The organism is Streptomyces sp. NBRC 110611, from assembly GCF_001590865.1.
Lineage (GTDB): Bacteria > Actinomycetota > Actinomycetes > Streptomycetales > Streptomycetaceae > Streptomyces.
Map to the genome: position 1 here is coordinate 40,252 of NZ_BBUY01000015.1, position 20,831 is coordinate 61,082.

Annotated in this window: 19 protein-coding genes and 1 pseudogene; 15 read left to right on the forward strand and 5 right to left on the reverse strand. The window is 71.0% G+C overall.

Features of this window, described 5'->3' with window-relative positions; genetic code table 11:
- Window positions 1-38: 38 nt before the first annotated feature.
- Window positions 39-449 (reverse strand): annotated as a pseudogene (locus AZE13_RS38375) (gamma-glutamylcyclotransferase family protein); the annotation flags it as partial.
- A gap of 248 nt (window positions 450-697) precedes the next feature.
- Here AZE13_RS38375 and AZE13_RS25285 point away from each other — a divergent pair.
- Window positions 698-1,360, forward strand: a complete 663-nt coding sequence (locus tag AZE13_RS25285) for a vancomycin high temperature exclusion protein (RefSeq protein WP_066936492.1) — start codon at window positions 698-700, stop codon at window positions 1,358-1,360.
- 47 nt (window positions 1,361-1,407) lie between these two features.
- On the opposite strand, the gene AZE13_RS25290 is transcribed toward AZE13_RS25285, so the two are convergent.
- A complete protein-coding gene (locus AZE13_RS25290) occupies window positions 1,408-2,058 on the reverse strand; it encodes a trypsin-like serine peptidase (RefSeq protein ID WP_258527983.1) in 651 nt (216 codons plus the stop codon).
- A 709-nt stretch (window positions 2,059-2,767) separates the two neighbouring features.
- Entirely contained in the window at window positions 2,768-3,064 is a 297-nt protein-coding gene (gene cutA / locus AZE13_RS25295) for a divalent-cation tolerance protein CutA (RefSeq protein WP_066936744.1), read from the reverse strand.
- A gap of 468 nt (window positions 3,065-3,532) precedes the next feature.
- Here cutA and AZE13_RS25300 point away from each other — a divergent pair, with 468 nt between their 5' ends.
- The 3 genes from AZE13_RS25300 to AZE13_RS25310 all read left to right on the forward strand — a co-directional run bounded on the left by AZE13_RS25300 (window position 3,533) and on the right by AZE13_RS25310 (window position 5,450).
- Window positions 3,533-3,898 carry a cupin gene (locus tag AZE13_RS25300; protein ID WP_066936495.1) on the forward strand — a complete coding sequence of 122 codons (366 nt, stop codon included), beginning with the start codon at window positions 3,533-3,535 and terminating at the stop codon, window positions 3,896-3,898.
- 167 nt (window positions 3,899-4,065) lie between these two features.
- Window positions 4,066-4,476 (forward strand): RidA family protein, encoded by a 411-nt coding sequence (locus AZE13_RS25305; protein WP_066936499.1) that lies wholly within the window; start codon window positions 4,066-4,068, stop codon window positions 4,474-4,476.
- 80 nt (window positions 4,477-4,556) lie between these two features.
- Complete coding sequence (locus tag AZE13_RS25310; protein ID WP_079124348.1) at window positions 4,557-5,450, forward strand: class I SAM-dependent methyltransferase; 894 nt, start codon at window positions 4,557-4,559, stop codon at window positions 5,448-5,450.
- Between the two features lie 84 nt (window positions 5,451-5,534).
- On the opposite strand, the gene AZE13_RS25315 is transcribed toward AZE13_RS25310, so the two are convergent.
- Window positions 5,535-6,323, reverse strand: a complete 789-nt coding sequence (locus AZE13_RS25315; RefSeq protein ID WP_066936502.1) for a sulfite exporter TauE/SafE family protein — start codon at window positions 6,321-6,323, stop codon at window positions 5,535-5,537.
- Between the two features lie 67 nt (window positions 6,324-6,390).
- Here AZE13_RS25315 and AZE13_RS25320 point away from each other — a divergent pair, with 67 nt between their 5' ends.
- Window positions 6,391-7,077 carry an aldo/keto reductase gene (locus tag AZE13_RS25320; RefSeq protein WP_258527984.1) on the forward strand — a complete coding sequence of 229 codons (687 nt, stop codon included), beginning with the start codon at window positions 6,391-6,393 and terminating at the stop codon, window positions 7,075-7,077.
- Here the strand turns inward: AZE13_RS25320 and AZE13_RS25325 are convergent.
- Complete coding sequence (locus tag AZE13_RS25325) at window positions 7,056-7,301, reverse strand: hypothetical protein (protein WP_147264718.1); 246 nt, start codon at window positions 7,299-7,301, stop codon at window positions 7,056-7,058. The two genes, AZE13_RS25320 and AZE13_RS25325, sit on opposite strands and share 22 nt — an antisense overlap.
- Before the next feature lie 166 nt (window positions 7,302-7,467).
- Between AZE13_RS25325 and AZE13_RS25330 the strand changes: the two genes are divergently transcribed.
- The 10 genes from AZE13_RS25330 (at window position 7,468) to AZE13_RS25375 (ending at window position 20,786) form a co-directional block, all read left to right on the forward strand.
- On the forward strand, window positions 7,468-8,298 hold the full coding sequence (locus tag AZE13_RS25330; protein ID WP_066936510.1) for a helix-turn-helix domain-containing protein: 831 nt from the start codon (window positions 7,468-7,470) through the stop codon (window positions 8,296-8,298).
- Entirely contained in the window at window positions 8,295-8,588 is a 294-nt protein-coding gene (locus AZE13_RS25335; RefSeq protein ID WP_066936513.1) for a DUF397 domain-containing protein, read from the forward strand. The genes AZE13_RS25330 and AZE13_RS25335 overlap by 4 nt, the downstream gene beginning before the upstream one ends.
- On the forward strand, window positions 8,585-9,841 hold the full coding sequence (locus AZE13_RS25340) for a M20 family metallopeptidase (protein ID WP_079124350.1): 1,257 nt from the start codon (window positions 8,585-8,587) through the stop codon (window positions 9,839-9,841). Before AZE13_RS25335 ends, AZE13_RS25340 begins: the two co-directional genes overlap by 4 nt.
- A gap of 234 nt (window positions 9,842-10,075) precedes the next feature.
- A complete protein-coding gene (locus AZE13_RS25345; RefSeq protein ID WP_066936516.1) occupies window positions 10,076-10,594 on the forward strand; it encodes a helix-turn-helix transcriptional regulator in 519 nt (172 codons plus the stop codon).
- A 256-nt stretch (window positions 10,595-10,850) separates the two neighbouring features.
- Window positions 10,851-12,041: a DUF2306 domain-containing protein gene (locus AZE13_RS25350; RefSeq protein ID WP_258527987.1), complete on the forward strand. Its 1,191-nt coding sequence runs from the start codon at window positions 10,851-10,853 to the stop codon at window positions 12,039-12,041.
- A gap of 124 nt (window positions 12,042-12,165) precedes the next feature.
- Entirely contained in the window at window positions 12,166-14,253 is a 2,088-nt protein-coding gene (locus tag AZE13_RS25355) for a glycoside hydrolase (RefSeq protein WP_079124351.1), read from the forward strand.
- A 222-nt stretch (window positions 14,254-14,475) separates the two neighbouring features.
- Complete coding sequence (nirB, locus tag AZE13_RS25360) at window positions 14,476-17,118, forward strand: nitrite reductase large subunit NirB (protein WP_066936519.1); 2,643 nt, start codon at window positions 14,476-14,478, stop codon at window positions 17,116-17,118.
- Between the two features lie 26 nt (window positions 17,119-17,144).
- Entirely contained in the window at window positions 17,145-17,546 is a 402-nt protein-coding gene (gene nirD / locus AZE13_RS25365; protein WP_066936755.1) for a nitrite reductase small subunit NirD, read from the forward strand.
- A gap of 72 nt (window positions 17,547-17,618) precedes the next feature.
- Window positions 17,619-18,545, forward strand: coding sequence for an oxidoreductase (locus AZE13_RS25370; RefSeq protein WP_066936522.1), 927 nt, complete (start codon window positions 17,619-17,621; stop codon window positions 18,543-18,545).
- A 267-nt stretch (window positions 18,546-18,812) separates the two neighbouring features.
- Window positions 18,813-20,786 (forward strand): APC family permease, encoded by a 1,974-nt coding sequence (locus AZE13_RS25375; protein ID WP_066936525.1) that lies wholly within the window; start codon window positions 18,813-18,815, stop codon window positions 20,784-20,786.
- Window positions 20,787-20,831 lie beyond the last annotated feature (45 nt).

Below are 20,831 nucleotides of genomic sequence, written 5' to 3' on the forward strand. Positions count from 1 at the left end.
AGCGACGGACGCCGGGCGTCGCCGTCCAGCCAGTCGCCGCCCGGGATGAGGGTGCCACCGGCCCGCAGCCGGGCGGCAAGCGGCTCGGCCGCCAGGTAGACCCAGGCCCGAACGGTCCGCCCGTCCGGGCACGCGGCTTCGGTGACCACTCGCTCGTAGAGATTCTCCGGAGCACCGGGGACATAGCCCTCCAGCCGGTCCAGCGTCGCCTGCACCGCGTCGTAGTCGGCGTCGCCCGGCTCGACGAGGGTGCCGTGCACCACCGCGTCCGGGGGCCCGGCGATGGCGTACGGGTATCCGGGGCCGTCGAAGAGCAGCGCGCCACCGATCCGGGCCGGTTCCTCCCGGACGGCCCGGCCGCGCAGCGCCCAGGCGTGGTTGACCTGGCCGGGACGCAGCGTGCCGTAGACGAAGAACGGCAGGCGCTCAGGCTCACGAGCGGTGGTCATGGTGATGCGGTCCTCTCAGGGCGGTTCCGGGACCTGTTCCGAGGCCCGGATACGGGTCCCGGACACGGTCTTGGGCACGGGTCCCGGACACGGTGTTTCCTGCGCCACGATGTCAGTCGCGCCTGCAACCATCATCGGCCGGGGGGCGTCGCAGCCTGCGAGAAACGATCACTGCCGAATCAGCACGGCATACCGGTACGGCGGTACGGCGGTACGGCGGTACGAACGGGGGGACAGGGGGACAAGGAATGCGGTTGCCACATCTGCCACGGACCCGGCGCGGCCGGCGCCGCGCCTATCAGGTCGTGGTGGCCACCACCGTGCTCGCACTGGCGCCCGCCACCTGGCTGCACGTCACCGCGGCCCCACGGCTGCGCACCGTCACCGACGCGCCCACCGCCCCGGTGGCCATCGTCTTCGGCGCCGGCCTATGGGACGGCCAGCCGTCCCCGTACCTCGCCCACCGGCTGGACGCGGCGGCCGAGCTCTACGACCGGGGCACGGTCCGTGCGGTCCTGGTCACCGGCGACAACAGCCGGCACGACTATGACGAGCCGGACGCCATGCGCGACTACCTGGTACGACGCGGGGTCCCGGCCCGAAAGGTCGTCAACGACTATGCGGGCTTCGACACATGGGACTCCTGCAGCCGCGCCCACCGGATCTTCGGTGTAAATCGGGCGGTGCTGGTCAGCCAGGGCTTCCACATCCGGCGTGCGCTGGCACTGTGCACGGCGGCCGGCATCGACGCGTACGGCGTAGGGGTCGCCGCCCGGCACGATGTGACCTGGGCGTACGGCGGCGTACGGGAGATCTTCGCGGCCGGAAAGGCGGCGGCCGAAGCGCTGCTGCAACCCGATCCGCACTTCCTCGGCCCGCGCGAGGAGGGGGTGGCGGAGGCGCTGCGGTAGCCGCCGGCCGGCCCGGGCGCGCGCCCCGCCACCCCTGTGGGAGCCGATCAGCTCTTCGGCGCGCGGGTCGCGCGGCTGTAGAGGCTGAGGATCTTCCCTCCGAAGTAGGGGCTGTAAGAGATCCGGTGGTTGTTCCGTCCCTTGGGACCGCCTCCGTGGAGGCCGCCGATCAGGCCGATGATCCGGCCCGTCCCGGTCTCTTCGTTGAAGTCGGTCAGCCAGGGGCCGCCCGAGGTACCACCGTAGAAACCGGCACAATCCACCCTCAGTTGGTGAGTCCCGGACAGCCGGGCGGTGCGGGTGGCGCAGCGTACGGCCTGGTCGGCCGGGTCGTGGCGGACGGTCGGGTAGCCGATGACGGTGACGTCGTTGACGTAACCGGGTGTCTGGGCAAGGACGTTGCCGCCGGTGACCTCTTCGAGGGAGCGGCCTTCCACGGAGGGTGCGACGGTCGCGAACGCGAAGTCGAGGTCGGACTTGGTGCCGGTGGTGCCCCGGTCGGGGTAGGCGAAGGTTTCGGTGATCGCCCACACCCCGTAGGGCTGGGTCGCCGCGCCGGATCGGTACTGCGGGACGAAGGCGGCGCGGGAGCCCAGGTCGCAGTGCCCAGCGGTGAGGATCAGGTTGCGCTGCGGGCTGTGCACCACGCTTGCGGTGCAGTGGTGGGCCCGGGCGTCCTTGTCCACGGAGAACAGCACCCCGACGGACGGTACTCCGTCGAAGTGCTTGGCAGCGGCCTGGGGTTGGGATCCGGCATGCGGCTTGGCCGGCGAACCGGCCGCAGGCGGAGTGGCGTCGGACTGACCTGGGGTGTCGCTCCCAGCCGACGGGGGGTCGGACTGACCCGACTGACCCGACTGACCCGACTGACCCGACTGACCCGACTGACCCGAAGTATCGCCCGCAGAAGTCGTCCCGTCCCCGGGGGACACGGTGTCAGGCAGCGCCGGCGCACCATCCCCGGCCGACGCTCCCGCGGACTGCCCCGGAGTGTCGCCCCCGGGAGACGCGGCGTCAGGCTGCCCCGACGCGCCATCCCCGGCTGACACGTCCGCGGACTGGCCCGAGGGGTCCTCGCTCCTGGCCGGTGCGGCGGCCGCCATCCGCTTGGCGGTCCAGTACGCGGCCGCGTCCCGACTGGTCCACTTCCCGTTGTCCGGGTGGGGTGGAGGGCTGGGGCGGCCGCTGTCCGATGCGGCGCCGCGGGCGCCCTCGACGGCGTGGCCGACGGGAGCGATGGCCAGGCACATCGCCATGCCGAGTACGGCCGTCGCGGCCTTGCCCCAGCGACGCCGGGTCCGCCCCGGCCCCGGTCCCGGCCCCGGAACCTGCCCCTGCCCCAATGCCGGCTTCGACTCCGGCCCCGGCCCCAGCCCCAGCTCCTGCCCAGCCTTGCGTCGTACCACGTCAGCTCGTCTCCTCTGCGACCCACGACAGGTAGCCGCTGCCACCTCGGGTGATCGGGGTGGCGATGATCTCGGGGGTGTCATAGTCGTGCGCCTGCAGGAGATAGCTCTCCAGTTCCGCGTAACGCGCCTGCGCCGTCTTGAACAGCACCTGCCATTCCCGGCTGGTCTCGATCGCGCCGTCCCAGTGGTACACCGAGGTCACCGGCGCACTGATCTGGGCGCAGGCGGCGAGCCTGCCCTCGATCGCGCCACGGGCCAGCCGCTCGGCCTTCTCCTCGCTGTCGATGGTCGTCATCACGGTCAGGAATCCGGCCGACGGTCCGGCCGGACCGCGCGCCTCGGACGGTCCGGGCAATCCGTGCGGCCCGGGGGAGGGGGAGGGACCCGACGGATCACTGAGGGCGGTGGGGTCGGCCACGGTTGCGCATCCTTCACGTGGGGGGACGGACGAGACGCCCGCATCGTACGGCCATGATGATCATCCCGTAAGTGACGGGCCGAGCCTTCACCGGCACGCCACCCGGACGCCCTGCCCGGAATCCCGCCCGCCGCACACCCGCCATATCCGCCACATCCGCCACATCCGGAATGCCCGCTCGCATCCACCGCGTCCGGATTCCCCGGTTGCATCCGCCCGCACAGCGGCAACGATGGAAGGGAGCTCAGCAGCCGGAGGCGGTGGCGCGGCCCGCCCGGCAGCCTGGATCGCGGGGCCGGTGCCGGGCGCCGGCGCGCTCACCGTCCGCATGCGAAAGGCAGCACCATGGACGACCTCAACGCGCTCGCCCGCCATCAGCTCGACGATGCCAGGGCCTCTGCCCACGGGCGCAGCGCTCACCTCTTCCTGCACGACGGCCCACTGCGCCAGACCGTGATCGCACTGATCGCGGGCACCGTGCTGGACGAACACAACGCGCCACCCGCGTCGAGCCTGCAAGTACTTCATGGCCGGGTCCGCCTGACCGGGCCCGGCGGCGGCCAGGAACTGAAGGCCGGTCAGGTCGCCATGATTCCGCACGAACGGCACGGACTGAAGGCCCTCGAAGACTCGGCAGTACTGATGACGGCCGTCACGGAGGTGTCCGCACGGGTCCGCGGAGTGGTCACGACGGGCGCAGCAGGGAGATAGGAGAGATAGCGGAGACAAGGAAGAGAGGAGAGACAAGAGAGATAGAGGAGATAGACGAGACAGGGGAGATAGGGGCACCCGGAAATTGCGTCGAACGCCGTGCGGACCTTTGACAAGGTCATGGGCGCACACACGACTCGAGCACGACGCGAGAGGAACACACACCCATGCCCCGTGCCGTCACGTTGATCCGCTCCGCCTCCCTGTCCGATGTGGCCGAGTACGCCTACGCGGCTACAGCCCCCGCCGAGTCCCGACTGATATTCCTCGCCGGGGCGTGCCCGCTGAACGAAGACGGCTCGACCGCCGCGATCGGGGACTTCGCCGGGCAGGCGGCCAAAGCCGTGGAGAACCTGCGGACCGCCCTGGCGGACTCCGGTGCCGCGCTGCACGACGTCATCAGCACCCGCGTCCTCGTCGCGTCCGCTCGGCAGGAAGACCTGGTGACGGCGTGGGAAGTGGTCCGGGACGCGTTCGGTGATCACGACGTCCCCAGCACGCTGATGGGCGTCACCGTGCTCGGCTACGACCACCAGCTCGTGGAGATCGAAGCGATCGCCGCCGTCCTCGATTCCTGAGCCGACGCAGCACTCCCACACTCTCCCCCTCCCTCTCACGAGTCTTCACATTTTTCTGAATATTGCGTAGGCTGTGAGGTATGAACGGTACGGGGAGCAGGACCACACCGAACACACCGAACACGTCGGCCACCACGGGAATCACCAACACCGAGGCGCACACCCTGCACCTCACCAAGGAGAAGGAGACCCTTCTCGCCACGCTCTACGGCCGCGCGCTCGACAGCCGCGCCGAGCAGCCGATACTGGGCGACAGCACAGCGGTGGACACCGTCCGGCGGCTCCACCACGACTTCCACTACGACTTCCGGAAGCTACGGCTGAGCCCCGGCGATGCCGCCGGAGTAGCCCTGCGCGCCCGGCAGTTGGACATCTGGACGGCGCGCTTCCTGGCCCGTCACGAACACGCGACGGTGGTGCATCTGGGCTGCGGCCTCGACACCCGGATATACCGGCTCGATCCGGGGCCAGGGGTGCGCTGGTTCGACATCGACTACCCCGAGGTCATCGAGCTTCGCCGGAAGCTTCTCCCGCAGCGGGCCGGGTACACCACGATCCCGTCATCGGTGACCGACCCGGCGTGGGTGGCGCAGATCCCCTCGGACCAGCCGACGATGATCGTGGCGGAGGGGCTCCTGATGTACCTGACCGAGGAGGAGGGTACGTCCCTGCTCCGCCGGCTGATGGCCCACGCCCCCGGGGGTGAGCTGGCCTTCGACGCCTTCAGCCCGTTCGCGATCCGCGCGCAGTGGCTCAACCGCGTGGTGATGAGGACCGGTGCCCGGCTGCACTGGGGCACGGACGCCGAGGGCATCGCCCGGCTCAGCCCGCGGCTGAGGATCGTCGAGAACCTCAGCATGGTGGAGACGCCGGAGGTCGGGAAACTCCCCGCGGCCCACCGTCTGATGGCCCGCACGGCCGCGAAGATCCCCGCGGTGCGGGACATGGGCCGGATGTACCACTGCGCGTTCTGACCACCGCGTGCTGACGACGGTGTTCCGGCCACCGCGTGCTGACGACCGTGCTCCGACCACCGCTTTCTGACGGCCAGGGCCAGGTCAGACCGCGATCCACTGGTCGTACGCCAGCTTGCACAGCAGCGCGACGACCACGACCACCAGCACCCCCCGCACAAACCCGGCACCCCGCTTGAGTGCCATCCTTGCGCCGACCATCCCTCCGACGAGGTTGAACAGCGCGAGCAGCGCACCGAGTTGCCACAGCACAGTGCCCTGGATCGCGAACATCGTCAGCGCGCCCAGGTTGGTGCAGACATTGACGATCTTGGCGGTGGCGGACGAAGAGACCAGATCCATGTGCAGTACGGCGGCGAACGCGATGACCAGGAACGCACCGGTCCCGGGCCCGATCAGGCCATCGTAGAAGCCGATTCCCAGGCCGGCGACGAGGACGGCAGTCAGCACGCGCCGCCGGGAGACCGGCCCCGACGGCGCGGGAGCGGTCCCGAAGGCGGGACGGACGACGACGAACGCGAGCACGGCCAACAACACGGCCATGATCAGCGGACGTAGCACCTCGCTGTTGATACCGGCCGCGAAGAACGCCCCGGCCAGCGAACCGGCGACCGCGGCAAGTCCGATACGCAGCGCGATACGCAGGTCGATCGGCGCCTTGCGGACGTAAGTGACCGCGGCGGCCGCGGTGCCGACGACGGCGGTGGACTTGTTGGTCCCGAGCACGTACGCGGCGGGCACCTGCGGCAGACCGAGCAACAGGGCAGGGAGCAGCAACAGTCCACCACCGCCCACCACGGCATCGATCCACCCCGCCGCGAGCGCGGCCAGGCAGAGCAGGGTGAGAGTGAACAGCGATATGTCGACAGGCACCGCATGATCTTACGAACCCCGCAGCGCCCTAGACTCGGTCTTCATGAATCCCGTGACCGCTAATCCCGTGACCGCGGATCCCGAGACCGCGGACACGCCCGTCGACGCCCTTACGGTAGGTACGCCTCCTGTGGGCGCGCCGGCCGGACGTACGGGCTTCCCGCTCGGCGGGGAACTGCCGGTCCGACGGCTGGGGTTCGGCACCGGCGGTCTCGTCGGCCCCGGTTACGACCACGGAGTGCCGATGGCCGACCAGCTGGGCACGCTGCGGGAGCTCCAGCAGGAGGGGAAGATCCGCCACATCGGGCTGGACTCGGTCAGCGCGGCAGAGCTGACACAGGCCCAGGAGCTGGCGCCGATCGCGTCCGTACAGAACCGCTACAACCTGCTGGACCGCGCCTCGGAGGACGTACTGAAGCTGTGCGAGCAGCGGGGTACCGCCTTCCTGCCATGGTTCCCGCTGGGCAACGGTTCACTGACCGCTGGCGGGCACGGGCCCCAGAACGGAGGCGAGGGCGGAGGAGCCAAGGACGCGGACGCGGATGCGGGTACGGTGCTCAGCACCCTCGCGGCCCGGCACGGCGCGACCACCGGCCAGATCGCGCTGGCCTGGCTGCTGCACCACTCCCCCGCCCTGCTGCCCACCCCCGGTACGGGCTCGCCCGCCCACCTCGACGAAAACCTGGCCGCAGCCGGAATCGCCCTGTCGGCGGCGGATCTCTCACAACTGGATCAGCTACCGGGCACAGCCTGACCTCGCCCCTTCGCGATCCGGTGCATCTCGGCGAGCGCTTCGGTCAGCTCGACGGCGAGCAGTTGAAGTTCCCCGACCGTCCACTTCCGCCCGTCGAGGATTGCCCGCGCCTCCTTGATGAGTGCGGCGGCATAGCTGATCCGCTCCGCCTCGATGTCGACAGCCAGGAGCCGCACCACCGCAGCGTCGTCGCCCGTATCGCCCATGCCGCTCGTGTCACCCATGTCCTCAACTCCGTCCATCCGCAGGGAAATTCGGCGCTACCGGAGGTAGCCATTCGGTCACGTGGACAACGCGACGGCCAATAGGATGGCGGCGCTTTAGCGGCAGCTTGCAAGTCCACTGCCTGCCGTAACGCTGGACGCGAACACATGGCAAGAGGTCACAGCCTTGGACGAGACGACACCACACCAGCACTTGAACCCACTCCAGCGCTTCGGACGCGACGTCAAGCAGGTACGCCTGGCACGCAAACTGACGCAGAAGAACCTAGGCAGAGCGGCGGGCTACTCCGAGGCGTACGTCAGCAGGGTCGAGGCCGGGAAGATGCTGCCCAGGCCCAGTGACAAGTTCGCCAAAGGCTGCGATGTCGCCTTCGGGACCGGCGACCTCTTCGCAGAGATGCTCCGGAGGATCGACGAGGGCGACCACCCGTCGTGGTTCGTCCCGTACCTCAACCTGGAGCGGAAGGCGTCACGGATCCTGGACTACTCGGCGAACCTCGTGATGGGGATTCTCCAGACGGAGGCGTACGCGCGGGCCATCTTCCAGGGGTACTTCTCACAGGAGCAAGCGGAGGTCATCGAGGGCAAGGTTGCCGCACGCATACGGCGTCGTGAGGTGTTCGAACGGGACACACCGCCGCTTCTGTGGGCCATCCTCAACGAGGCGTGCCTGCGAACGGTCGTAGGCGACGCCGAAGTCATGGCCGGTCAGCTGGAGTTCCTGCTGACGGCTGCCGCGTCCCCGCACATCAACCTTCAGGTGATGCCGTTCTCCGCCGGAGCCCCGGCCGCGTCCACGAAACCCTTCACTGTGCTGCGCTTCACCGACTCCCCCACGGTGCTCTACACCGAGACCCGGGTAGGAGGCAGGATGTACGACTCCGCACAAGCGGTCGACGCCGCCCTTGATGACTACGATCTGCTCAGGGCACACGCGTTGGCCCCGGAGCAATCGCTGACCCTGATCAAGACCCTGCTGAAGGAGTACCACGCATGAGCCCCGGCTTGGATCTGGCCACCGCCCACTGGATCAAATCCTCCTACAGCGACGCCAACGGCGGGGACTGCCTCGAATTCTCCCGCGACTTCGCCTGGGTCAAGTCCTCCTACAGCGACGCCAACGGCGGCCAGTGCCTCGAATTCTCCCGGGCGCTCGCGGCGGAACCGCTCGGCCTCGTGCCCGTCCGGGACAGCAAGGCCCCGGACGGGCCGGCGCTGGTCTTTCCGGCTGGTGAGTGGGGCGCGTTCGTTTCCGCCGTGAAGGGCGGGGCATTCAGTGGTGCATGAACCTACTCGATGACGCCCGGGCCCTGTCCGACGACCTCGTACGGCTGCGCCGTTCGCTGCACCGCATTCCCGAGACCGGGCTCGACCTGCCCCGTACACAGGAAGCGGTGCTGGCCGAGCTGGACGGACTGCCGCTGGAGGTGCGTACCGGCGACTCGCTGAGTTCCGTGACAGCGGTGCTGCGCGGCGGGCAGCCCGGGCCGGCCGTTCTGCTGCGTGGCGACATGGACGCCCTGCCGGTCGCCGAGCGGACCGGGCTGGACTTCGCGGCCGACAGCGGCCGGATGCACGCCTGCGGCCATGACCTGCACACCACCATGCTCACGGGCGCCGCCAAGCTGCTCTGCGCGCACCGCGACCGGCTGGCGGGCGATGTGGTGTTCATGTTCCAGCCGGGCGAGGAGGGTTACAACGGTGCGGGGCACATGCTGGCCGAGGGGCTGCTGGACGCGTCCGGGACGCGGCCGGTGGCGGCGTACGCGATCCATGTGATCTCGGCCGGTATGGCCAGCGGGCAGTTCCGGACGCGTGGCGGGCCGGCGATGGCCGCGTCCAATGTGCTGCGGGTGACCGTACGCGGCGCGGGCGGGCACGGCTCGATGCCGTACCGCGCCAAGGACCCGGTGCAGGCGGCGTGCGCGATGGTGACCGAAATCCAGACGTGGATCACCCGTACCTTCGACGTCTTCGACCCGGTGGTCCTGACCGTGGGCACCTTCCATGCCGGCACCAAGTCGAACGTCATCCCCGACACCGCATCCTTCGAAGCGACCGTGCGCAGCTTCTCGGACGCCGCCCAGGCTCGGGTCAAGGACGGCACGGTGGAGGTGTGCCGGGGCATCGCGGCGGCGTACGGGGTGGGTGTGGACGCGGAGTTCATCGAGGTGTACCCGGTGACCGTCAACGACCACACGGAGGCGGACTTCGCGGGCGGGGTGGTGCGGGAGGCGCTGGGTGAGGAGCGCTTTGCGCCGATGCCGAATCCGCTGGCGGGCGCGGAGGACTTCTCCCGGGTCCTGGACGAGGTTCCGGGGGCGATGCTGATGCTCGGCTCGCCGCCGGCCGGTGCCGATCCCGAGACCAGCCCCAACAACCACTCACCGCTCGCCGTGTTCGACGACGCGGTGCTGGCGGACGGCACGGCGGCCTACGCGGAGCTGGCGGTGCGGCGGCTGCGGCAGAACCGGCGGGACGAGACCGGGCAGCAGGACGAGGTCCGACAGCAGGACGAGAGCGGGCGGGGCGCCCCGTAGGGGACGGTCGAACAGATCCCGTAGGGGTTGCGGGCGCCCCTTGCAGGCCACAACGTGGTGGGTGCGGAGGGTATTCCGGGGGCGAGAAGCTCCCCAGGCGAGGGGTTCCCGGGGCGGAGGGATTCCCGGGACGAAGGCATTGCCAGGGCGAGGGGGGCTCCCGGGGCGAGGGGATTCCCGGGGCGAGGGGGTTCCCGGGGCGAGGGGGTTCCCGGGGCGCGGTACGGTCGCGGCATGTCTGACGTCCGCCGGTTGACCACGCCCTCGTTCCTCGTGCTCGGCATCATCGACAAGCTCGGTGAGGCCAGCCCGTACGACGTGAAGGTCGAGGCCGCCCGTACGGTGGCACCGTTCTGGTCCATGCCGCACGCACAGGTGTACGCGCAGTGCGACCGGCTGGTGGCGGCGGGCCTGCTGTCGGAGGTCCGGCAGGAGGGCGGGCGCAACCGCCGGATGATGAAGCTCACGGAGACCGGTAGAGCGGCTCTGGAGGAGTGGCTGGCCGACCCCGCCTTCGTACCGGTCGAGGCGCGTGAACGCGGCATCCTGAAGCTGTGGTTCGGGGCCCGGCCGGAGGTGCTCGCTCCGGTGCAGCTCGACGAGCACCACCGTGCGCTCGCGGAGTACGAGGAACTCGCCGAGCGCGTAGGGGAATTGCTGACGCGGGGTCAGCGTGAGGCGCTGGAGTTCGGGATCCGTTATGAGCGGATGATGGTGGACTTCTGGCAGTGGGCAGAGCAGCGCCGGGCGTGATTCCACCGACCGCAGGCCCCGCACACTCTCCCCGGCGGACGGCAATTACCAAGCACAGCACGACCGTTGACCACGGCCACGGACCAGCCCTACCTTCTCAATAGTCCAATCCGGACTGTACAGGCTGGACTATTGGCTACCGGCACCGGCCATCGGCTACCGGCTACCGGCTACTGACTGCCGACCATCGGCTACCGGCTGCCGACTGCCGTCGGCTATCGGTTATCGGTCGAGGGCCGCGATCGAAGGAGTCGCCGTGCACCGTCCGAGCAAGGTCTCCTGGGGCCGCGTGGCCACGATCACCGTGGTGGTCGTCTGCGTGGGCTACGCGCCGATCGCGATGACCGAGTTGTGGCCGTATGCACAACGGGGCGCACCGGCGTTCGGCGAGTGGCTGCTGTCCCGCGCGGTGTCGCCGGGCTATGTCGCCGATGCGCTCGCGACCCGGATCGGGCCGTACGGGCACAGCCTGGCGGCGCTGATCGTGCACTCGGTCCTGGGTGGTGCGCTGATGCTGCTCGGACCGGTCCAGCTGCTCTCGGCGGTGCGGCGGCGCGTCCGGCTGCACCGTGTCGTGGGCGTGGTCTTCGCGGTGACGGTGTACGCCTCCATGGCGGGGGCGGCGGTCTATCTGGTGCGCACCGCGCCGGGCGACGCGTTCAGCGGGGCGGCGTTCTGGATCGCACTCGCCGTCATCCTGGTCGGCACCGTGCAGAGCGTGACGTACGGGATCGCCGCGGCCTTCGGGAAATTTCCCGATCTGCACCAGCGGTGGATGCTGCTGTGCTACGGCTTCCTGATGACCGCGCCGCTGCTGCGCCTGGAATGGGGCGTGCTGCCGTCGCTGCTGCCGGGTCTGTCCATGGCGGACATCAACCGGATCGCGATCACGCACCTCGGCTCCGTGGTCGTGTTCGGTGCGTTGCTCGCCTCCCGTGGGCTGGACAAGCGGAGGACGGTCGCCGGGGTGACCGGGACGTGGGTGCCGACGCCGGTGCTCGCCGTGGCCCACGTCGCCGGCGCGGGGGCTGTGGTGTGGATCGTCCGGTGCTACCTGGGGTGGGGCGCGGAGGGGCAGCGGCTGCTGGCCGGTTACCTGGTCCCGTACGCGGTGGCGTATGGCGTGATGGCCGTCCGGCAGCGGCGTGCGGGGCGGGAAGGGCGGAGCTGGGCGCGCGAGGAGTGGCGGCTGCATCTGGCCGGGCTGTGTCTGGCTCCGGTGTTCTCGGCCGCCGCGGGGCTGGCGTTCGAGCGTTATATGGGCCTCGACCGGCAGACGGCGCTGACCGCCGGAGTCGCCATCGGCTGCGGGATGCTGGCGTTCGCGGCGACCTTCGTGGTCAGTCTGCGTGTGCTGTACGGGCGCAAGCTGGTCAGGCGGGAGAGGGCGGCCGCGGCCGCTGCCGCCGCCGACCGCGGTACGCGCCAGGCTGCCGGGACCGTCTGAGGAGGACTCCTCCCGGCTCTCCGCTCTCGGCTCTCGCCTCTCGGCCCGTGTCTCCCTTAGCTCCTCCTTAGCTCCTCTCAGAGCCTCTTAGAACTCTCTTAAGTCCCGGGACTATCCAGTCCCCATGACATCCAAGGCCCCCACAGCCTCCAACGCTTCCGAGCAGCCCGGGATTCCCGAAGTTCCCAACTCGCGGAAGACCGGCGGCGCCAGCCGTAGCCGCATCCGAACCGCCCGCACCCCCACCCGTGTGCTCGCCGCCTCCCTCGCCCTGACGGCGACCGCGCTCGGCGTCTCCGGGTGTGACGCCGCGTCCGCCGGCACCCTCGAGGGCAGCCGGCTCGAACTGCCGGTCTCCGGTGGTACCGCCGTCGTCGACACCACCACCCTCGCGGTGACCGCACGCACCGGCGACGGTCAGCAGATGGAGCTGTCCGGGCCGGCCGCCGGCGGCGGGCTCGGTAAGCCGGGGCCGGTGACCCGTACGGCCGAGGGGGCGCGCTGGAGCTACCCCGCCAAGGGGCTGAGCGTGACGGCCGGTGCGGAGCGCGGGCGGCTGCGGATCCAGCTGCGCTCGGACCGCGACGGGAAGGTCGACTGGCCGGTGACCGGTACCGACCGGGCCGCCTCGGCTGTCCAGCTGCCGCGTGGTTCGGGTCTGGACATCCCCGTACGAGATGCGTTCTGGAACTCCGAGAAGAGTGGGCTGGCGGGCAAGACGGTCGACGTGGGTGCCGAACTGGCCCTCCCCCTATGGGGATACTCGACGTCCGGAGGGCGCGGGCACGGGGTCAGTTACCTCACTCCCACCGACATCGGCACCTCCCTGAACTTCACCTCCACCGGGGGCCGGCTGCGCGCCACCGCCGCGCACGCCTTCGACGCCGGTGAGGGGACCCGCGACTACGAGGTCACCTTCGCCCTCACCGACGGCAATCCGGTCGCCCCCGCCGTCGACTACCGCTCGTACCTCGCGCAGCGCGGCCAACTCGGCAGTCTGCGCGAGAAGATCCGCCGGAACCCGGCCAACGCCAAGCTGCTGGGCGCCTTCCACGCCTATGTGTGGGGCGATGCCCGTACCGCCGCGGGTATCGACCAGCTCAAGCGGCTCGGCGTGGACCGGATGTGGCTCGGTTACGACTCCGGGAGCGGACCGAAGTCCGGCCCGATGAACGCCGCGGCCGTACAGGCCGCCAAACGGGCGGGCTACCTCGTCGGACCGTACGACACGTTCGCCAACGGGCAGGACCCCAAGACCGCCGACAGCCCGACCTCGGCCTGGCCGGACCGGGTCTACCCCGACTTCTGTATACGGCGGGCGGACGGCACCCCGGAGCCCGGGTTCGGCAACCCGCCGCGCGGCTGCTACCTCAGCTCACGCGCCTTCGAGCGGGCCGAGCCGAGCAAGCACTACCTCGCCGACCGCACCCGCAAGATGATCGCCAACGGGGCGGACAGCTACTTCCTCGATGTCGACGCGACCGGTGAGCTGTTCCGCGATCACGGCGCCGGACACGAGATGACGAAGGCGGGCGACCGCGAGAACCGGCTCGCCCGGATGCGGCGGCTGTCCCGGAACCTCGTCCTGGGCTCCGAGTCCGCCCAGGCCTGGGCGAACACCGTGCTCGCCTTCAACCACGGCTCGGGCACCCCGGTCGCCGACGGTCTGTGGGCGCTGCAGCGGGACAAGGAGAAGTGGGGCAGCTTCTACCCGGAGACCGCACCCAAGATCTTCTTCAAGCCGGTGCAGCTGCCGGACGACCTCGCCACCGCCATGTACGACGCCCGGTACCGCGTACCGCTCTACGAGACGGCGCTGCACGGCTCGCTCGTCAACGCCGAGCGGTGGGAGCTGTCGTACGACAAGCTGCCGGCTCAGAAGACCACCCGCGCCTTGCTCGCCATGCTCTACAACACGCCGCTCAACTACGTCCTCGACGGGCCGACGCTGAAGCAGCACGGGCCCGAACTCGCCACGCTGCAGAAGTACTTCTCCCCGCTGCACCGCGCCGCGGGGGCCGAGCAGATGACGTCGTTCCGGTGGCTGACGGGTGACCGCACCGTCCAGCGCACGGTCTTCGGCGACGGTGCCCTCACCGTCACCGCCAACTTCGGCACCCGGACCTACGAGGGCCTGCCGGGCGGCTGCGTGGACGCCAAGCTCGGCGCGGACCGGGCGCCGCGCCGCCTGTGCCCGGCCAAGCTGCACTGATACCGCGCGGGCACGGGGCGGGGCGGCGCCGAGGGGCCGGGTGCGGCCGCCCCGTGCCCGCCCCGTGCCTCCCGTGCCCGCCCTCGGCCCCGTGCCTCCCATGCCCGCCCCGGTGCGGCCGGCCCGCCTCACACCCCCCGTGGCTCCGTACTGAGGGCAGCGTTCCGCACGGGAAACAGCGCAGATGCGGGCGGGTAACAGCCGGGCCGCACGCTGACGAGCATGACCACCACACCCCCGCACCCCGACACCGCACCACCAGGTACCCCGGCCACCGCCCCGACCATCGTCCTCGTAGGCCACGGCATGGTCGGCCAGCGCTTCCTCGAGGAGCTGGCCGACCGAGGGGTCACCGGGCGCGCACGGGTGGTCGTACTGTGCGAGGAGTCCCGTCCGGCGTATGACCGGGTCCAGCTGACCTCGTACTTCTCCGGCCGGACGCCGGAGGAGCTGAGTCTGGTCGATCCGGACTTCCTGGCCCGGCACGGCATCGAGCTGCACCTGGGCGACCCGGCCACCGCCATCGACCGCACCGCCCGCACGGTCACCGCCCGCTCGGGCCTGACCGTCCGCTACGACACCCTGGTGCTGGCCACCGGCTCGTACCCCTTCGTGCCGCCGGTGCCGGGCAAGGACAGTGCGGGCTGTTTCGTCTACCGGACCGTCGAGGACCTGCTGGCCATCGAGGAGTACGCCAAGAACTCCCGCACCGGTGTGGTGGTCGGCGGCGGGCTGCTCGGTCTGGAGGCGGCCGGCGCGCTCAAGGGGCTCGGGCTGCGTACCCACATCGTGGAGTTCGCGCCCCGCCTGATGGCCCTCCAGGTCGACGAGGGCGGCGGCCGCGCGCTGCGCCGCACCGTCGAGGGCATGGGCCTGGAGGTGCACACCGGCGTCGGCGGCAAGGAGATCGTCGCGGACGACTCGGGTGCGGTGACCGCCATGGGGCTGACCGACGACTCGCGCATCGAGACCGATCTGGTCGTCTTCTCCGCCGGGGTCCGGCCCCGCGACCAGCTCGCCCGGGAGTGCGGGCTGCCGGTCGGGCAGCGCGGCGGGATCATCATCGACGAGCAGTGCCGTACCGACGACCCGGCGGTGTACGCGATCGGCGAGTGCGCGCTGGCCGCCGACGGCCGGGTGTACGGGCTGGTCGCACCGGGCTACGACATGGCGCGGGTGGCGGCCGACGGGGTCGCCACCGGACTCGACGGCGTCGCCACCGGACTCGACGGAGGCTCCGGGCAGCCCGCCGGCTTCACCGGTGCGGATCTGTCCACCAAGCTCAAGCTGCTCGGGGTGGACGTGGCCTCGTTCGGCGATGCGCACGGCACCGCCGACGGCTGTCTGGACGTGGTGTACTCCGACGCCCGCAGCGGTGTCTACAAGAAGCTGGTGATCGGCGCGGACGGCGAGCTGCTGGGCGGAGTGCTGGTCGGTGACGCCGAGGCGTACGGCATGCTGCGGCCGCTGACCGGCACCGTCCCCCCGCTGCCGCCCGAGCAGCTGGTCCTGCCGGCCGGGGTCGCGGCGGACGGCGGCGCGGCGGCGCTCGGCCCGGAGGCGCTGCCCGGCGACACGGTGATCTGCAGCTGTCACAACGTCGCCAAGGACGCCATCCAGGCGTGCGAGACGCTCCCCGAGGTCAAGCGGTGCACCAAGGCGGGTACCGGGTGCGGCAGCTGCGTCAAGATGATCGGCAAGCTGCTGCCGGACAGCGGCGACCAGAGCCTGTGCGGCTGCTTCCCGCACACCCGCGCCGAGCTCTACGAGATCGTCCGCGTCCGCCGGCTCACCTCCTACGCCGAGCTGCTCGACGCCTGCGGACGGGAGGAGGCCCGGGGCGGAGAGGGCTGCGAGGTCTGCAAACCGGCGGTCGGGTCGGTCATCGCCTCGCTCGCCCCGTCGGTCGGCGCCGACGGCTACGTCCTCCAGGGGGAGCAGGCGGCGCTCCAGGACACCAACGACCACTTCCTCGCCAACCTCCAGAAGAACGGGTCCTATTCGATCGTGCCCCGCATCCCGGGCGGCGAGATCACCCCGGAGAAGCTCATCGTCATCGGGGAGGTGGCGCGCGACTTCGGCCTCTACACCAAGATCACCGGAGGTCAGCGGATCGACCTCTTCGGCGCGCGGGTCGATCAACTGCCGCGCATCTGGGCGCGGCTGGTGGACGCGGGCTTCGAGTCGGGGCATGCGTACGGGAAGGCGCTGCGCACCGTGAAGTCCTGCGTGGGGCAGACCTGGTGCCGCTACGGCGTGCAGGACTCGGTCCGTATGGCGATCGAACTGGAGCTGCGCTACCGGGGGCTGCGCGCCCCGCACAAGCTGAAGTCCGCGGTCTCCGGCTGCGCGCGGGAGTGCGCGGAGGCCCAGTCCAAGGACTTCGGGGTGATCGCCACGGCGAATGGCTGGAACCTCTACGTCGGCGGCAACGGCGGCGCCACCCCGCGCCATGCGGACCTGCTCGCCCAGGACCTCGGCGACGCCGAACTGATCCGGCTGATCGACCGCTTCCTGATGTTCTACATCCGCACCGCCGACCGCCTGGAACGCACCGCCGCCTGGCTGGAGCGGATCGAGGGCGGTCTCGCCCACGTACGCGATGTCGTCGTGCACGACTCCCTCGGGCTCTGCGACGAACTGGAGGCCCTGATGGCCACCCATGTCACGCACTACCGGGACGAATGGGCCGAGACCCTGGCCGCCCCGGAGCGGCTGGCCCGCTTCGTCTCGTTCATCAACGCGCCGGACGCCCCGGACCCGTCGGTCCGCTTCGTACCGGAACGCGACCAGGTCAAGCCGGATCTGACACTGCTGGCCGGACCGACCCTGCCCGTGCGCACTCTGGAAGGGACAGCTGTCTGATGACTCTGACGCAACACGTGACCCACATGCCTCAGTTCGCTGCCACCGCCACTGCAGCCGCGACTACGACTGCGGCGGTGGAGATCCGGTGCCCCAGCGGCGACTGGCTCGCGGTCTGCGGGCCGGACGCGCTCATCCCGGGGCGCGGCGTCGCCGCCCTCCTGCCGGATGGCGCCCAGGCCGCGCTGTTCCGGGACCGGGCGGGCCGGATCTACGCGGTCGGCAACCGCGACCCGTTCACCGGCGCCCAGGTGCTCTCGCGCGGCCTGACCGGCTCGGCCGCAACCCGTCCGTTCGTGGCGTCACCGCTGCTCAAGCAGCGTTTCGACCTTGAGACAGGGAGCTGCCTGGATGATCCGGAGGTGTCGGTACCCACGTATCTCGTACGGGTGCGGACGCGGCCGCAGGGTACGGCGGAGGGCGGCTGACGCACGCCCCGGATGCCCGCCGGCGCGCGCCCCGAGGCGTACCCTGGTTGCCCCCTACGGAGGAGCGCAGGCGTGACCCGGTGGAACACCAGCCATATCCCCGACCAGACCGGCCGCTCGGCGGTCGTCACGGGCGCCAACAGCGGCATCGGCTACGTCACCGCGCGCGAACTGGCACGGCGCGGCGCCCGGGTGGTGCTGGCCTGCCGCAACGAGGCGCGTGGCGGCGCCGCGCTGGACCGGCTGCGCTCCGAAGTCCCCACCGCCGAGGCGGAGTTCCGTCCGCTGGACCTCGCCGACCTGGCCTCCGTCCGGCACTTCGCCGCCTCCCTCGACGACTTCGCCGGCGACCGCCTCGACCTGCTGATCAACAACGCGGGGGTGATGGCGCTGCCGTACCGCACCACCGCCGACGGTTTCGAGATGCAGTTCGGCACCAACCACCTCGGCCACTTCGCCCTGACCGGGCTGCTGCTGCCCCGGCTGCTGGCGACCCCCGGGGCCCGGGTCGTCACCGTCTCCAGCTTCCTGCACGCGCTCGCCGACCTCGACCACGACGATCTCAACAGCGAGCGCTCCTACCGTCGCTGGATCGCCTACGCACGTTCCAAGAGCGCCAACCTCCTCTTCGTCCACGAGCTGGCCCGGCGGCTGGCCGCGGCCGGCTCGCAGGTGCTCGCGGCCGCCGCGCACCCCGGATACGCCGCGACGAACCTGCAGACCGCGGGTTTGCGGATGGAGGGGCGCTCCGCCGCCGAACGGGTCATCGAACTGAGCAACCGCTTCCTCGCGCAGTCCCCGGACGGCGGCGCCCTGGGCACCCTCTGCGCGGCCACCGCCCCGCACATGCGGCCGGACGCCTTCATCGGCCCGCGCGCCGGACTGCGCGGCGCCCCGGCCCCGTCCTTCCGCGCGCCCTGGACCAGGAAGGACGCGAACGGTGAGCGCCTGTGGGCGGCGTCCGAGCAGCTCACCGGCGTCCGCTACGACTTCTCCTGACCTTGGATCCGGCGGCTCCTGCCCCTGGACACAGGCGCCTGCCCCTGGACGCAGGCAGCGGCGCCACGGCACCCGTCGAGATCTCGGGCACCCGTCAGGATCTCGTGAAGAACGTCCTTTCGCCCGCCAAAGGGTCGCCAAGACCCGAAGACGGCGCTCTCCGTGCCCCGCACGCTGGGCTGGCAGTCCCGCTTCCCGCTGAGCCGGGCCGCCCGCGCTGACGGTCCGGCTCGGCACCCAGTGCCGTACGGAGAGGTACGACGAACGATGACCATGGTGTCTCTGCCCGGTGGCGGGCCCGAGGAACCGCCGGATACCGCCACCGCCCGCCAGGGCGTGCAGGCGGCGAACCCTCCGGCCACGGACACGGATACCGTCAGCCCCGCCGCGCACGCGGCGAGCGGCCCGGAAGCCGGGCCCGACACCGAGCCCGACGCCCGCCACCGGCTCACCGCGCTCCAGGGCCTCGCCGCCCTCTCCCTCGACGCCATGGCCTCCGTGGCGTACGGACCGGAGTCGGTCGTGCTGATCCTGGCCGCGGCGGGCAGCTACGGGCTCGGCTTCACCCTCCCCGTCACCCTGGCCATCGCCGCCCTCCTGGCCGTACTGGTCGCCTCGTACCGCCAGGTGATCGCCGCGTTCCCCAACGGCGGCGGTTCGTACGCGGTCGCCAAGGTCCACCTCGGCCGCCGTACCGCCCTGGTCGCCGCGGCCTCCCTCATTCTCGACTACGTCCTGAATGTCGCGGTATCGGTGACGGCCGGCGTAGCGGCGCTCACCTCCGCCTTCCCGGCGCTCCACCAGGACCGCGGGTGGATCTGCCTGGCGGTCCTCGTCCTGATCACCGGTATCAACCTCCGCGGCATCGTCGATTCGGCGAAGGCGTTCATCGTCCCCACCGCGGTCTTCATCGGCGCCATCCTGACCATGATCGTCGTCGGCCTCTTCCGGGACGCGCCCGCCTCCACCGTCACCGCCGACGGACATGCCTCGGTCCTCGCCCAGAACGCCACCGCCGTCGGAGCGCTGCTGCTGCTCAAGGCGTTCGCGGCCGGCTGCTCGGCGCTGACCGGCGTGGAGGCGGTCGCCAACGCCGTGCCGTCCTTCCGCGCCCCGGCCGCCAAGCGGGCCCAGCGCACCGAGGTCGCGCTCGGCGCCCTGCTCGGGGTGATGCTGATCGGCCTGTCCGTTCTCATCGGCCGCTTCCATCTGCAGCCGGTCGAGGGCGTCACCGTCCTGGCACAGCTGGCGGACGCCTCGCTCGGCCACAACTGGGCCTTCTACGTGGTCCAATTCGCCACCGTGGTCCTGCTCGCGCTGGCCGCGAACACCTCCTTCGGCGGCCTTCCCGTCCTGATGAGCCTGCTGGCCCGGGACAACTACCTGCCGCACGTCTTCGGCCTGAAGGCGGACCGCCAGGTCCACCGTCACGGCGTCCTGGCCCTCGCGGCGGCCGCCGCGGCCCTGCTCGCCTTCTCCGGCGGTGACGTCAACACCCTCGTCCCGCTCTTCGCCATCGGCGTCTTCGTCGGCTTCACCATCTGCCAGGTCGGCATGGTGCGTCACTGGCGTCTGGAACGCTCCCCCGGCTGGCGCGGCAAGGCCCTGCTGAACGGCTTCGGTGCGCTGCTCACCGGCGTTTCGGCGGTCGTCGTCACCGCCACCAAATTCGCCGAGGGCGCCTGGCTGATCGTCATCGCACTGCCCCTGCTGGTCCTGACCTTCGAGACGGTCCACCGTGCCTACGGCCGGATCGGCGAGCGGCTGGGCCTGGGCCGGGTACCGGAAGCCCCGCGCGCGGCCCGCTCCCTCGTCGTCGTCCCCGTATCGCACCTCTCCCGGCTGACCTGCGAGGCTCTGAACGCGGCGGTGTCCCTGGGCGATGAGGTGGTGGCGGTCACGGTCACCCATGGCGCGCCCGAGGACCGGCCCGCCACTGAGGCTCTGCGCCGGGACTGGGAACTGTGGAACCCCGGGGTGGAACTCCTCGAACTGCCCTCCGACACCCGCACCATCGGCCGCCCGATCGCCGCGTACGTGCGCGACCTGGCCGCGCGCCGCCCCGGCACCCGGATCACCGTCCTGATCCCGGAGGCCGAACCCGCCCACCTGTGGCAGCGCCTGCTGCAGAACCAGCGCGGCGCGGTCGTCGCCCACGCGGTCCGCCGGGACACGGACGCGGTCATCTGCCGGTTGCGGTTCCGCCTGGAGGCACGTGAAACACCGGTAGGCGCTTCGTGACCTCGGACGGCAGGAGGCAGGAAGCAGGCGGCAGGCGGCAGGCGG